The sequence below is a fragment of the Sodalis sp. RH24 genome, assembly GCF_047324145.1.
In the GTDB taxonomy this organism is placed as follows: Bacteria; Pseudomonadota; Gammaproteobacteria; order Enterobacterales; family Enterobacteriaceae; genus Acerihabitans.
Genome location: NZ_CP178729.1, coordinates 4,065,404 through 4,078,863, shown reverse-complemented (window position 1 = coordinate 4,078,863; position 13,460 = coordinate 4,065,404). Strand labels below are relative to the sequence as shown.

Sequence of the window (13,460 nt, the reverse complement as noted above, 5' to 3'; positions counted from 1 at the left end):
GAACTTATTTGTTTTGATCCTGCTTGACCTGGCCAATTTCCCTGGCCCACGGTTTTTTAGCCTGAATATCGGCCGGTAATTGCGCCACCGCGCTTTTGGCCTGGGCTGATGTCGGGTAGACCCCGCTCACCAGCACATACCAGGGCTTGCCGTCACGGCGGGTCTCATACACCCAATACTGGCCCAACTGCTGCTTCTTGGCATAGGCGTTAAGCGTAGTGGCCTGGGAAGCGCTGCTGATTTGCACGGTGTAATACCCCGCCGGGGCGGCTTGGATTGAACCACCGGCACTGGCGGGGGCGGCCGCGGCGGCTGGTGCCGACGTGGCTACCGGTGCCGCTGTAGCTGCCGGCGCGCGCTGCGCGGCGGCGGCGGGAGCGCGCGTGGCGGGTTCAATCACCATGGTATGGCGGGTGGGTGCTGCCGTGGGCTGCGGCGCGGCCACGGCCGGCGCACGCTGGACGGCGGCGGGCGCCTTGGCGTTATGCGTCGGCGCCGAATTTTTGGCGCTGGGGACCATGGCGGTCGTCTTCGGCGCTTTATGCGCGGCGGACGCGGGTTTGGTCGCCTTGGCGGCAGGTTCCCTGCCCGCCGGGGCCACCGTGGCCGGTGCGGTCGGCAGCGTCGAGGCCGGCTGGTCGCCGTTGACTTGCTGGGTCACGCCGTTAACCCGATCCCCTTGCTGTGACAGCGCGTCCGCCATATTGCCCGGCAGATCGATGCGGTGCTGCGGATTGCCGTCGGCTGACGGCGGCGCCTGGGTCGGCGCGGCGGCAACCGGCGGCGCGTTGAGCGTCTGCGGCTGCTGGGCGGTGCCGTTGCTGCCGTTCACCGTACCGGCGGTATTGCCGTTGCCGCCGTTCACGGTGCCGTTGGCCGCGGGCGTACTGCCTGGGCTATTGACGTCGGGGTTGGCGCTGTCCGGCACGGGTTTGAGATCGTTGGTCGCGGTATTTGCCGTACCGGGCAGTTCGATGCTCTTTTCCGCCACGTTCGGATTTTGCTGGTTAGCGTCCATCTGGGTAGGCGCCTTTAACGCCGAACCGATGGCAATAACCAATAGCAGCAGCACCAGGATGCCAATGCCTATCATCAGATGCTGTTTGGACATGGCCACTTTGGGAACTGAAGGACCTTTCCGTTGACGGGGTGGGCGGCGATCGCTGCTATCGGGTCTCAGTTCGTCTTCCGACTTGAACTCATCCATCTAAAACTCTCCAACTGAGAGATAATTTCCGCACGGCCCGGGGGTCGTGGGGAGGGTTAATGCGATTAAATCAAACTCATCCCCCCTTTCCCGCTCGCGGGATAAGGGGAACGGCCCTGACTCAAGCCTGGCAATCGGCGATTGATGCCAATACGATATCATTTGCTACACCGGTACGCACTTCCGCCTGGCCTATTGAGCGCGGCAGCACTAACCGTAATTGACCGGAAACCACTTTTTTATCCCGCATCATATGGGGCAGGTAATCCGCCGGGGCCATTTCTTTCGGTCCGGCCACCGGCAAGCCCGCGCGCGTCAACAACGCCTGCACGCGATCAATCTCATCCATACTGAACTGCCCTAAACGACGGGCGGTATGCGCCGCCATCATGATGCCCGCCGACACGGCCTCGCCGTGCAGCCAGACGCCGTAGCCCATATGGGTTTCGATGGCATGCCCATAAGTATGGCCTAAATTGAGCAAAGCCCGCTGACCATTTTCTCGTTCATCCGCGGCGACCACCGCCGCTTTCAGTTCGCAGCAGCGCCGCAGGCAATAGGACAACGCGTCGGGCTCAAGCGCCAGCACGTCGTCAAGATGATTTTCCAGCCAGCCAAAAAAAGCCTCGTCCAGAATGATGCCGTATTTGATGACTTCGGCCAGTCCTGAGGACAATTCGCGCGCCGGCAGGGTTTTAAGGCAGTCGAGATCGATAACTACGGATGCCGGCTGGTAAAACGCGCCGATCATGTTCTTACCGAGAGGGTGGTTAACCGCCGTTTTACCGCCCACCGATGAATCGACCTGGGAAAGCAGCGTAGTGGGAACCTGGATAAAGCGCACGCCGCGCTGATAACTGGCGGCGGCAAAGCCGGTCAGATCGCCGATGACGCCGCCGCCAAGCGCAATAAGCGTGGTATCGCGGCCATGGGGTTTTTTCAGCAGCGCGGTGAAAACCTGATCCAATACGGCCAGGGATTTGTATTGCTCGCCGTCGGGCAGAATGACCTGGTCGACGATGACCCCGGCGCTTTCCAGCACCGTGCGGACAGAGTGCAGGTAAAGCGGCGCCAGCGTTTCGTTGGTCACCACCATCACGTGATCGCCGCTTTTAAGCGGCATGAAAGAAGCCGGGTTGTTGAATAACCCGGCCGCTATCGTAATCGGGTAGCTGCGCTCCCCTAATGTTACCGTAATCCTCTCCATGGGGTGCTTAAGACCTTTTCGGCATCTCGTTACACACTAAATCAGTTGCTTTCCAGCATATTGATAATCTGGTTGGCGACAACTTTAGCACTTTGTTCGTCGGTACGGATGGTGACATCCGCAATTTCTTCATACAAAGGGTTGCGTTCCCGGGCCAGCGCTTCCAGTACTTCACGCGGCGGGGCTTCAACCTGTAGCAAGGGTCGTTTTTTATCACGCTGGGTTCTGGCCAGCTGTTTTTCAATGGTGGTCTCAAGATAAACGACCACACCACGGGCAGAAAGGCGGTTACGTGTTTCACGTGACTTTACTGAACCACCACCTGTAGCCAATACGATCCCTTGTTTCTCGGTAAGTTCGTTAATGACTTTTTCTTCACGATCGCGGAAGCCGTCTTCGCCTTCCACGTCGAATACCCAGCCTACATCAGCTCCGGTGCGTCGCTCAATCTCTTGATCAGAATCGAAAAACTCCATATTAAGTTGTTGAGCCAACTGACGCCCAATAGTGCTTTTGCCGGCACCCATAGGCCCAACCAGAAAGATATTGCGTTTCTCTGCCATGTTTTTCGGTATTACTAAGATTATTCGTTAATGACAACCCGCCCCGCCAATCAAATCAGCGGCGGGACCTAAACTGAAACCTCATGAGCGATAGTGCGAGAATCAGACGAAAAATTATCTCAACACTCGGGGTAGTTTGGCAACCGATTAAATCGATGCTCACACCGCAAGGAGGAATTCCGATATCTCTATCGTAATTACAGGTGACGCAAAAACAGCGATGCTCAATGGGTTACCCTTGTAAGCGAAATTGTGCACAGCGTCAAATCGAACGCGAAAAAAACGCATAATTTGTTGCTAAAACCGCAATTTTGCCCAAATTGAGGCAATCAAGTTTACCCCGTTATGCGGGTCGGCGTAATAAAAATAACCAGTTCACGCTGTTTATAGTGCGCACGCTGGCGTTTGAACAGCTGGCCGAGCAGCGGAATCTCCGCCAAAAGCGGTACCCTATCATGGGTTTGATGTTTTTGATGTTGAAAAATACCTCCTAAAACAATGGTTTCGCCGTCAGCAATGGTCACCTGGGTCTTGATTTCCTCCATATCGATGGAAACACTCTCATTTTCCCCTTGTTTGATTACCCGCCCCGGCACGTTCTGGCTCAGGCGCAAATTGAGGGTTACTTTGCCGTTGCGCAGTATTTTAGGGGTGACTTCCATGCTCAGTACCGCCTCTTTGAACTGAATGGCCGGTGATTTATTTTTACCGTTCGCCACCTGGTACGGAATCTCGGTGCCCTGCTTGATGCTGGCGGTTTGCTGATGCGCGGTATAGAGGCGGGGGCTGGCCAGGATATCCACTTTGTTTTCCTGCTCCAGCGCGGTCAGTTCCAGTTCAAGCAGCCGGCCGCTGAGGCGCGCCAGGCGAAACCCCATGCTGGCGTAATGCTCACTCAGGGGCAGATCGACCCCCAGGCGCGTGGCGCAAGGCGATGTGCCGCCGCCTTGCTGCCACTTTACCCCGATTTCCCGCAGGTTATCCCGGCTGATGGTAACGATATGGGCGGTGATCATCACTTGCTCCAGCGGCAGATCCCAGATTTTTATCCAGCCGGTAAGCGCAGACAATGCCGCGTCGGTATCGCGCAGCACCAGGGAATTAGTGCGTTTATCCAGCATCACGCTGCCGCGCGGGGACATCAGGGCGCCGCGCATCGAGCCGATGCTTTTCGCCACCTCGCCGGCATCGGCGTGCTCCAGCGTCACCAACTGGTTGCGCAAAGGAGTTTCACCCGGCGGCCCGTCCGCCTCGCCCCGCCGCGCGGGGAACACCATCAGCGCGTCATCCTGGCGCTCCAGGCGCAGGCGGCCGGTGCGCGCGATCAGATCCACCGCCTGCAGCCAGGACACATTGTGCAGATTAAGGCTGATATTGCCTTTGATGTCCGGGGCAATAACCAGATTCAGGCGCTGATGTTCCGCCAGGGCGCGCAGCACCTGCGGTATCGGCGCGTCGTCAAATACCAGCGTCACCGGTTTGCCGTCGCCGCCCGCCGTCCGTCCGGCCAGCGCGACGTCCCGCCATCCAACCGTCAGCAAACACAAGATCAACCCCACCATCCGCGCGTGTCCTTTCATTGTGCCTCGTCCTTTTTATCGGGTGATTCCATTATGATCTTGCTGATCTTCCTGATCTTTCCTGCCCGCCGGGCGCGTTGGTTCGCACCGGCGCCAGCGCCCCTGATCGTCAACGGTCCAGAATAACCAGCGCTCTCCCGCGCCCACCTTCCCTTTTATCCGATCGATCCGGCCGTCCGCGGCAGGCCGACCGGCGTGACCCGGCTGAACGTGCGGCGCCGGTTGAAAAGGATCGCGCTCCTGCGGCCGTTCATCGTCCGTTGCCTCTCTCCTCTCCTGGTCCTCCGCCGCCAAACCCGGGCTGGACGCCGTCTCCCGGTAATCTACCGCCGTGGCCCCGTCGTTACCGGCCTCCTCGTCATCGTCCCCCGCCTCCTCCGGCGCCTTTTCCCGCCGCCCGTTTTTCGTTTCCGTCCCGGGCATGGCAGACAGGATAAGCTCTGCCTCCAGCAACCCGCCCCGGCGCCTGACGGTAAGGGTTTCCAGGGGGAGTGCCCCCCGCAGGTCGCAGAGATGGCGCAGCATGCGCCGCAGTTGCGCATAGTCCGTGGTTACCACCAGTTGCCAGCGTTCGAAAACGTGCTGCCGGTCGCCGGCGGCGCCAAGCGCCCGCCAGGTGAGGTTCTTCCCCCGGCCCGGAGGGATAACGGCGGCCAAGGCGGCCGGATCCCCGCGCATTTTTTCGCCGGCGTCGACGGGGCGGCGTAAGCGCAGGATATCGGCTTCCAGGCGTTCCGGAGCGGGTAAGCCGGCCTGCGCCCGTTCCTGCCCAGCCACCACGGTTTTGCAATGGCCGATATCCTGGCGCAGCAACTCCGCCGCGTCCTGTCCAGGGCGCACGACCAGCAAAATACCCAGCGCGACGTAAACGCCCACGATGATCTGCGCCAGGGCCAGCGCGCGCCAGGGGCGCTCCATCCAGCGGCCGAACCCGCCCTCAGCGTCCGGCATCGTCCGCCGCCCCGGCGGGCCACGCCGCCTGTAACTCAAAGCTGAAGCGGCCGTTTTCCTGTTGTTCGATTCGTCGCCAGCGTATGGAAGCGAACCGAGGATGCCGGGAAAGCAGGCGGTCCGCCGTGCGGATATGCACATAGCGCTCGCTGCAGCCGCTTATATGTACTTCTGTGCCGCACAGCCGCAGCCGGGTTAACCACAATCCCGGCGGCAGCAGGCCCGGCAGTTGATCCCACAGCTGCCGGTAGCGCTGGTTGCCGGCGTTGGCCCGGCGCTGGCCGCGCAGCTTGTTTTCCAGCTTTTGCCGCCGTTCCAGCAGACGCTCCATCCGCTGCCGCTGTCCGCGGATTTGTTTTTCGCGCTGTTGCCACTGTGAGAGCAGTGCGCCAAGCTCGGCGAGCTGTTCATGGCCGCGCCGCGCCTGCAGGCCCAGCAGACCGGAGGCCAGCAGCAGTTCGACCGCCAGCGCCAGGGACACGATTCTTGCGCGCCGCCGCCGGCGTTGGCGCCGCCACGGCAGCAGGTTGACCTGATACATTATTCATCGCCGCGGCGCACGGCCAGCCCGCCCGCGATGGCGAATGCCGCCGGCCACGCCGGTAGCGGGGGATGCGCCTGCCACAGGGCGGAAAATGGCGACCATTGCAGGGCATCCGTCTGCGGCGGGCAGATGGCGTCGCTGCTGATATAGACCGGCTCACCCCTGCCGCAGGCATCAGGATAGCGCTGGTGGATGAGTCCGCGCGCCGCCGGCAGCGCCGCGGCCTCGCCGGTGGCGATAACGCCGAATTCCAGGGGACGCGCCAGCGGCGAGACCCAGTGCCATCCCGTGCGCGCAGCGTGGATCAGCAGCCGGTCCCGCGCCAGGCCCGCGGCGCTTGCCATGCAGCGCAGGGCGCTGGGCGCGATATCCAGCACGTGCGGAGCCAGACCGGCGCGCTCCAGACAGGATAGCCACCGCGCCACGGCCTCCTGGCGGGCTGCGGTCACCAGCAGCGTGCCGGGCGCCTGCGGATCGTCACGGTAATCGAGCAGCAGCTTTTCACGGCCGGCGGGGAAATGGCGGCGGGCCTGCGCGGTGATATACCACTCCCGTTCCGGCTCGCCGAGGCGATGGTCCGGCGCGGCCATGCGCCGGTGCAGAAACTCGGTTGACGGCAAACAAACTCGTAACGAAATGCGTCCGGGCAGTTGCCTGCGCCACACCGCCAACAGTTGCTCCAGGGCGGCGGACGGCGTGCCCTCAGCCCCCTCAGGCATGGGCTGCTGCCACCAATGGCGAAGCTGCCAGCCCTGGCGCCGCCGCTGCACCGCCAGCGCCCGCGCGGTGCCGTTTTCAAACGCCAATCCCACTTGCCAGGTGCAAAATTCCATGTTTGCCGAGCTCCTTCTCATTCGTTATCGTCCGTCATTAAAAGTACGTATCCAACGTGCTGGCTTACCTTTATACTAGCGCGCGGTTGTTTATAAACTGCCCAAATGACATGAAATGGGAAATCTCAGGTGAAGTTCGTAAAATATTTTTTAATCTTTGCAGTGTGTTGCATTCTGTTGGGAGCCGCCTCGATATTTGGCATGTACAAATATATCGAGCCGCAGTTGCCTGACGTCGCCACCCTGAAAGACATTCGGCTGCAGACCCCGATGCAGGTCTATAGCGCGGACGGTGAGCTGATAGCGCAGTTTGGGGAAAAACGCCGTATCCCCCTGAAGCTGCAGCAAATACCGCCGGAACTGGTCCACGCGTTCGTGGCCACGGAAGACAGCCGCTTCTATGAGCACCATGGGGTTGACCCGGTGGGCATCATGCGCGCCGCCTCCATCGCGCTGATGTCCGGCCATGCGTCCCAGGGCGCCAGTACCATCACGCAGCAGCTGGCGCGCAATTTCTTCCTCAGCCCGGAACGGACGTTGATTCGCAAAATCAAAGAAGCTTTCCTGGCCATCCGTATCGAGCAGTTGCTGACGAAAGATGAAATCATCGAGCTGTATCTCAACAAGATTTATCTGGGTTACCGCGCCTATGGCGTCGGCGCGGCGGCGCAGGTGTATTTTGGCAAGAATGTCGACCAGCTGACCCTGAGCGAGATGGCGGTCATTGCCGGCCTGCCGAAAGCGCCCTCGACCTTCAATCCGCTTTATTCCCACGATCGGGCGCTGGCGCGGCGTAATTTCGTGCTGTCGCGCATGCTGGATGAAAACTTCATTACGCGCGAACAGTTCGAACAGGCCCGCAACAGCGATCTGGTGGCGAATTATCACGTGCCGCAAATGGCGTTTTCGGCGCCTTATGTCTCTGAAATGGTGCGTCAGGACATGATGAAACGCTACGGGGAAAATGCCTATACCGATGGTTATAAGGTCTACACCACCATCACCAAAAAACTACAGCTGGCGGCGCAGGACGCCGTGCGCAACAACGTGCTCGATTACGATATCCGCCACGGCTACCGCGGACCGAGCAACGTGCTGTGGAAGGTGGGTGAAATGGCCTGGGACCAGAAGCATATCGTCGATACTTTAAAAACGCTGCCGGTTTACGGACCGCTGTTCCCGGCGGTGGTAACGCAGGCCGACGCCGAACAGGCCACCGCCGTAATGGCGGACGGCAGCAGCGTCGCCCTGCCGATGGCAGGGGTGCGTTGGGCGCGAGCGTTTAAAACCGATACGCTGCAAGGCCCTCTGCCGCGCAAGGTTTCGGACGTCGTCAAGCCGGGCGAGCAAATTTGGGTGCGCAAGGTCGGCGATATCTGGTGGCTGGCGCAGGTGCCCGACGTCAACTCGGCGCTGGTGTCCCTCAATCCGCAGGACGGCGCGGTCAAGGCGTTGGTGGGAGGGTTCGATTTCAACCAGAGCAAATTCAACCGCGTCACCCAATCGCTGCGGCAGGTCGGGTCGAATATCAAGCCGTTCCTGTATACCGCCGCCATGGATAAAGGGCTGACCCTGGCCACCATCCTTAACGACGTGCCCATTTCCCGTTGGGACGCCGGCGCCGGCGCCGACTGGCGGCCGAAAAACTCGCCTCCGACCTATGACGGCCCCATCCGCCTGCGCCAGGGGCTGGGGCAATCGAAAAACGTGATGATGGTGCGCGCCATGCGCGCCATGGGCGTGGATTATGCCGCGGAATACCTGCTGCGCTTTGGTTTTCCCGCGCAGAATATCGTGCATACCGAATCGCTGGCGCTAGGCTCGGCGTCGTTTACTCCGCTGCAGATGGTGCGCGGGTACTCGGTGCTCTCCAACGGCGGTTATCTGGTCGACCCCTACCTGATTACCCGCATCGAGGACGAAGCCGGCCATGTTCTGTTTGCAGCCAAGCCCAAAGTGGTCTGCGACACCTGCAACCTGCCGGTAATCTACGGCGACACCAACAAATCCGCCGTCCTGTCCGATGACAGCATGGAAAACGTCGCCGTGTCGCGCCAACCCGATAATAACGCCGCCGTGCCGATGCCCCGCCTGGAAACCGTTTCCCCGGCGCAACAGGCCGCTGACGGCAGCCAGCTTTATGCGCCGCACGTCATCAGTACGCCGCTGGCGTTCCTGATCCACGACGCGCTTAACAGCAACATCTTTGGCGAACCCGGCTGGATGGGCACCGGCTGGCGCGCGGGCAAGGACTTGAAGCGCCATGATATCGGCGGCAAGACCGGTACCACCAACGATTCCAAGGATGCCTGGTTCTCAGGCTACGGCCCGCAAACCGTCACCACCGTATGGATTGGCTTCGACGATCATCGCCGCAACCTGGGCCGGGCCACGGCGTCCGGCGCCATCAGCGATCAGATTTCCGGCGGCGAAGGCGGTGCCAAAAGCGCCCAGCCGGCCTGGGATGATTTTATGAAGGTCGCGCTGGAAGGAATACCGGAGCAAAAAGTCACGCCCCCGCCGGGCATTGTCACCGTCAGCATCGATAAGAGCAGCGGCAAACTCTCCGACGGCGGCGGCAACAGTCGCGAGGAATACTTTATCGACGGTACGCAGCCGAGGGACCGGGTGGTGCACGAGGTGGGTACCGTGGTGACGGATAACGGCGGCGAATCGCACGAACTGTTCTAATGCGGCGGCCTGCCACGGCAGGCCCGCCAACACCGCACTCAAAGCAGACGTGTTAAGGGAGAGCGTGCCAATGGGGTCGAATCGGGCGTGGTTTTCCCGCCCGACCGAGCGCCTCATGGCACGGCAGGCCCGCCAACACCGCGCCCAAAGCAGACGTGTTAAGGGAGAGCGTGCCAATGGGGTCGAATCGGGCGTAGTTTTCCCGCCCGACCGAGCGCCCCATGGCGCGGTATGCCCGCCAACACCGCACTCAAAGCAGACGTGTTAAGGGAGAGCGTGCCAATGGGGTCGAATCGGGCGTGGTTTTCCCGCCCGACCGAGCGCCCCATGGCGCGGTATGCCCGCCAACACCGCACTCAAAGCAGACGTGTTAAGGGAGAGCGTGCCAATGGGGTCGAATCGGGCGTGGTTTTCCCGCCCGACCGAGCGCCCCATGGCGCGTATGCCCGCCAACACCGCACTCAAAGCAGACGTGTTAAGGGAGAGCGTGCCAATGGGGTCGAATCGGGCGTGGTTTTCCCGCCCGACCGAGCGCCCCATAGCGCGGTATGCCCGCCAACACCGCACTCAAAGCAGACGTGTTAAGGGAGAGCGTGCCAATGGGGTCGAATCGGGCGTGGTTTTCCCGCCCGACCGAGCGCCCCATGGCGCGGTATGCCCGCCAACTCCGCACTCAAAGCAGGCATCCAAAGGGATAACCGGACTCCGGTTGTTTTATTTCCGCACCAGCCACGCATGGGCCAGAAACAGCGCGCTGACGTTACGCGCCTCGCGAAAATCCGGCTCATTAAGCAACTCCATCATGCGATCGATGGGCCAGCGCACCTGCGGCAACGGTTCGGGCTCATCGCCCTCGCGCTGCTGCGCATACAGATCCCGCGCCACCACGATATTCATTTTGCTGGAAAAATAGGACGGCGCCATGGTCAGCTTGGTTAAAATATCCATGCGCCGCGCGCCGAAACCCACCTCTTCCATCAGTTCCCGGTTCGCCGCTTCCAGGATCTCCTCGCCGGGATCAATCAGCCCCTTGGGAAACCCCAGCTCATAATCCTCAATGCCCACCGCATACTCACGGATCAACACCAGATGATCATCGATTATCGGTACGATCATCACCGCCTCCCGATCGGACGGCTGCATCCTTTCATAAATCCGCCGCGCCCCATTGCTGAACTCGAGGTCGACGGTTTCTACATTAAACAATCGGGAGCGCGCCACGGTTTCAACTTTATGAATTTTTGGTTTTTGCAGATGCTTATCCATAATGGTCCCGAGCAGACAAAATACATGTCACAGCATAACCGCCTATGCGCGCAAACAACAGGATCAGGGCATCCGCGTTAAATCCCCCGCCCGCCAGCGGCGCCGTTTTCGCGCCGGCTAACCCGATCTTTACCTGCCATTCCGCCAACGCGAGGCCGGGTAAAACGGATGCAATTAGTTATAGCATGGCAAGTAAAAGAAAAGAATTGGGATTAAAATAGGAAAATACCGATATGTCGCTAAAGAATGGATTGCTACCCTGAGATTAGCGTTGATAGTTGTCACGTTTTTTTTCCCGCGCGGCTGTCAATCAAACAATCGAGTGTTCGTTTCTCTATGACGAGCGTGGCGTCACGCCGCTTGCCGGATGCGTATCATATTATCGATGTATCGTCGTTTTTTCGTGTTTCGATGGGGATGGCATGAGCACAATAGTCATTGTATTGGCCTTACTGTTGACCTGTGCGATCGCGTTATCCGCTTACCGGGCCTACCGCCGGCGCCACATCCCCGCGCCGATAAAGCGCATGCCGTCGCTGCAACCCTTGCCCCGCAAACTGGCCCCGCAGGAACGCGAGGCCATCGAACACTATTTCCAGCTGAATAAACACCTCCAGTATAGCTTGCCCCTGGCCTCGCCCCCCGCGCCGGTGGCGGAGACCCTGGCGTTAACCCCGCAAAGCGAGAATATCTATGCGGTCACCCATGCCATCACCCGTTATGGCTTGGCCACCGACGCGCCCCATAAGTGGCGCTATTTCCTCGACAGTACCGAAGTGCACCTCCCCCCGCTCTGGGAACAGTATATTGCCGACGAAAATCATGTCGAACTGATAAAAACCGCCGGGATCCCCTTGGTGATTGCGCTCAACGGCCACTCGCTGGTGGATTACATGTCCGCCGACCCGCAAGCGCCCAGCCCGCCGCAGTTAGTACCGAACTCGTCCATGCGCGAGCAGGAAACCGAGCAGGTCGAATTGCTGAACATCCGCAAGGAAACCCCCGAGGAATATGCGCTCAGCCGGCCGAAGGGCATCTATGAGGCCGCCTTGCTGAGCGTGGCGCTATTATTGCTGTTTGTCAGCCTGCTGGCGCCGGTGCTGGCCGTGCCATGGCTGGTGGCCGTCGCCGGCGTGCTGATGGGTTGGGGCGGCTGGCGGCTGTTGCGCCGGCCGGCCGAGAGCGCGCTGCGGGATGTGCACTGCCTGCGCGGCACGCCCAAGCGCTGGGGCCTGTTCGGGGAATCTGACCAAAGCCGCATCAGCACCATCTCGTTCGGCATTATCGACCTGAACTACCCGCCCCACTGGCTGCCTTTTATCGGCCATGATATGGGCAAAAAGACCGATGTCGATATCTACGTCAACCGCCAGGTGGTGCGCCAGGGGAAATATCTGTCCCTGCATGACGAAATGAGGCATTTCCCGCTCCAGCGCTTTGGCGGCAACCTGGTATTGCTGTGCAGCTCGGCCCTGATCTTGTGCCTGCTGCTGATCTACGTGCCGCTGACCTTGCCGCTGACGCTGAGCACCGCCTGGTTAAAAGGCGCGCAGAATATCCAGGCGGTGGATGTCAATACGCTGGCGCAGGCGCAGCTGCGCATCGGCGATACGCTGCACGCCCAGGGCTCGGGCATGTGCTATATCAATACCGCCCTACCCGCGGATGCCCGGGAACCGTTTGTCCCTTTCGACTGTTCCAGCATTTATTGGAATAACGCCGAACCGCTGCCTTTGCCGGAGTCCGACACGGTGGATAAGGCGGTATTATTGCTCAATACCGTCAATACCCAACTGCATCCCCAACTGGATAACGATCCCAAGATCAATCCAGGCCTGGCGACCGCCATCCAGAAATCGGGCATGATACTGCTGGATGATTTTGCGGACATCGTGCTGAAAACGCAGGACCTTTGCCATGACGACAGCGCCTGCGGCCGGCTGAAAACCGCGCTGGTCAACCTGGCCAACGGCCGGGATTGGCCTTCGCTTGTAAAGCGGGCGCGCAACGGCACGCTCAAAGGCGTCAACGTCCTGCTGCGCCCGGTCAGCGCGGAAACGCTGCAAAACCTGGTGACCAGCGCCACCTCGTCCATTTTCACCGGAGAGACCCGCCAGGCGACCAATGCCCTTAACAGTCCCCCGCCGGGCGGATTCCTGATCCACAGCGACGAGGGAAAATTACTGGTGGATCATCCATTGCCGGCCAGTTCCTTATATGATTACACCGGGCTGGCGCAATGGCATGAACTGCAGCGCCTCTCCGCCATGCTGCTGCACACGCCGTTCCGCGCCCAGGGCGTCATTACCAATATCACCGTCGACGCCAACGGCACCCGCCATATTTCGCTGCACAGCGAACCCGATGTCATCACCGTCTGGCGCTACCTTGGCACCAGCGTACTGCTTTTCCTGTTGATTATCATCGCATTGGTCAACGCCGTACTGCTGATCCGCCGCCTGGGCAAAAGCCGGCATCGCGCCCAGGATATTCAGCGTTATTATGAAAGCTGTTTTAATACCCACCTGCCCACCGTGGCATTAAAAACGCTGCGTTAACCCGCGGCGCCCCGGTTTGCCCGGCGCGTCATGCGCACGGAATTTGCATGTCATCCGCCA

The 13,460-nt window shown here is 60.4% G+C and carries 10 protein-coding genes; 2 read left to right on the top strand and 8 right to left on the bottom strand.

Annotated features, from left to right (window positions below; translation table 11 throughout):
* Positions 1-4: 4 nt before the first annotated feature.
* The 7 genes from ACL2XG_RS18365 to pilM all read right to left on the bottom strand — a co-directional run bounded on the left by ACL2XG_RS18365 (position 5) and on the right by pilM (position 6,885).
* On the bottom strand, positions 5-1,207 hold the full coding sequence (locus ACL2XG_RS18365; RefSeq protein ID WP_413723559.1) for an SPOR domain-containing protein: 1,203 nt from the start codon (positions 1,205-1,207) through the stop codon (positions 5-7).
* A gap of 121 nt (positions 1,208-1,328) precedes the next feature.
* Complete coding sequence (gene aroB / locus ACL2XG_RS18360; RefSeq protein ID WP_413721573.1) at positions 1,329-2,414, bottom strand: 3-dehydroquinate synthase; 1,086 nt, start codon at positions 2,412-2,414, stop codon at positions 1,329-1,331.
* A 41-nt stretch (positions 2,415-2,455) separates the two neighbouring features.
* Positions 2,456-2,977, bottom strand: coding sequence for a shikimate kinase AroK (aroK, locus tag ACL2XG_RS18355; protein WP_131866394.1), 522 nt, complete (start codon positions 2,975-2,977; stop codon positions 2,456-2,458).
* Positions 2,978-3,312: 335 nt separating this feature from the next.
* Positions 3,313-4,557 (bottom strand): type IV pilus secretin PilQ, encoded by a 1,245-nt coding sequence (gene pilQ, locus ACL2XG_RS18350; protein WP_413721574.1) that lies wholly within the window; start codon positions 4,555-4,557, stop codon positions 3,313-3,315.
* A 15-nt stretch (positions 4,558-4,572) separates the two neighbouring features.
* Positions 4,573-5,508 carry a hypothetical protein gene (locus tag ACL2XG_RS18345; RefSeq protein ID WP_413721575.1) on the bottom strand — a complete coding sequence of 312 codons (936 nt, stop codon included), beginning with the start codon at positions 5,506-5,508 and terminating at the stop codon, positions 4,573-4,575.
* Positions 5,495-6,049, bottom strand: a complete 555-nt coding sequence (locus ACL2XG_RS18340) for a PilN domain-containing protein (RefSeq protein WP_413721576.1) — start codon at positions 6,047-6,049, stop codon at positions 5,495-5,497. Before ACL2XG_RS18340 ends, ACL2XG_RS18345 begins: the two co-directional genes overlap by 14 nt.
* Positions 6,049-6,885, bottom strand: coding sequence for a pilus assembly protein PilM (pilM, locus tag ACL2XG_RS18335; protein WP_413721577.1), 837 nt, complete (start codon positions 6,883-6,885; stop codon positions 6,049-6,051). Before pilM ends, ACL2XG_RS18340 begins: the two co-directional genes overlap by 1 nt.
* A gap of 129 nt (positions 6,886-7,014) precedes the next feature.
* Here pilM and mrcA point away from each other — a divergent pair, with 129 nt between their 5' ends.
* Positions 7,015-9,576: a peptidoglycan glycosyltransferase/peptidoglycan DD-transpeptidase MrcA gene (mrcA, locus tag ACL2XG_RS18330; RefSeq protein ID WP_410013232.1), complete on the top strand. Its 2,562-nt coding sequence runs from the start codon at positions 7,015-7,017 to the stop codon at positions 9,574-9,576.
* A gap of 714 nt (positions 9,577-10,290) precedes the next feature.
* Here mrcA and nudE read toward each other — a convergent pair.
* Positions 10,291-10,842: an ADP compounds hydrolase NudE gene (gene nudE, locus ACL2XG_RS18325; RefSeq protein ID WP_410013231.1), complete on the bottom strand. Its 552-nt coding sequence runs from the start codon at positions 10,840-10,842 to the stop codon at positions 10,291-10,293.
* Positions 10,843-11,264: 422 nt separating this feature from the next.
* Here nudE and ACL2XG_RS18320 point away from each other — a divergent pair, with 422 nt between their 5' ends.
* Positions 11,265-13,400 carry an IgaA/UmoB family intracellular growth attenuator gene (locus ACL2XG_RS18320; protein ID WP_410013230.1) on the top strand — a complete coding sequence of 712 codons (2,136 nt, stop codon included), beginning with the start codon at positions 11,265-11,267 and terminating at the stop codon, positions 13,398-13,400.
* The last annotated feature ends 60 nt before the right edge of the window (positions 13,401-13,460 follow it).

Bases quoted from the DNA above. Each gene is read 5' to 3' on its own strand.
- aroB (WP_413721573.1), bottom strand. From the start codon at position 2,414: ATGGAGAGGATTACGGTAACATTAGGGGAGCGCAGCTACCCGATTACG.
- ACL2XG_RS18340 (WP_413721576.1), bottom strand. From the start codon at position 6,049: ATGTATCAGGTCAACCTGCTGCCGTGGCGGCGCCAACGCCGGCGGCGG.
- aroK (WP_131866394.1), bottom strand. From the start codon at position 2,977: ATGGCAGAGAAACGCAATATCTTTCTGGTTGGGCCTATGGGTGCCGGC.
- nudE (WP_410013231.1), bottom strand. From the start codon at position 10,842: ATGGATAAGCATCTGCAAAAACCAAAAATTCATAAAGTTGAAACCGTG.
- ACL2XG_RS18365 (WP_413723559.1), bottom strand. From the start codon at position 1,207: ATGGATGAGTTCAAGTCGGAAGACGAACTGAGACCCGATAGCAGCGAT.
- ACL2XG_RS18320 (WP_410013230.1), top strand. From the start codon at position 11,265: ATGAGCACAATAGTCATTGTATTGGCCTTACTGTTGACCTGTGCGATC.
- ACL2XG_RS18345 (WP_413721575.1), bottom strand. From the start codon at position 5,508: ATGCCGGACGCTGAGGGCGGGTTCGGCCGCTGGATGGAGCGCCCCTGG.
- pilM (WP_413721577.1), bottom strand. From the start codon at position 6,885: ATGGAATTTTGCACCTGGCAAGTGGGATTGGCGTTTGAAAACGGCACC.
- pilQ (WP_413721574.1), bottom strand. From the start codon at position 4,557: ATGAAAGGACACGCGCGGATGGTGGGGTTGATCTTGTGTTTGCTGACG.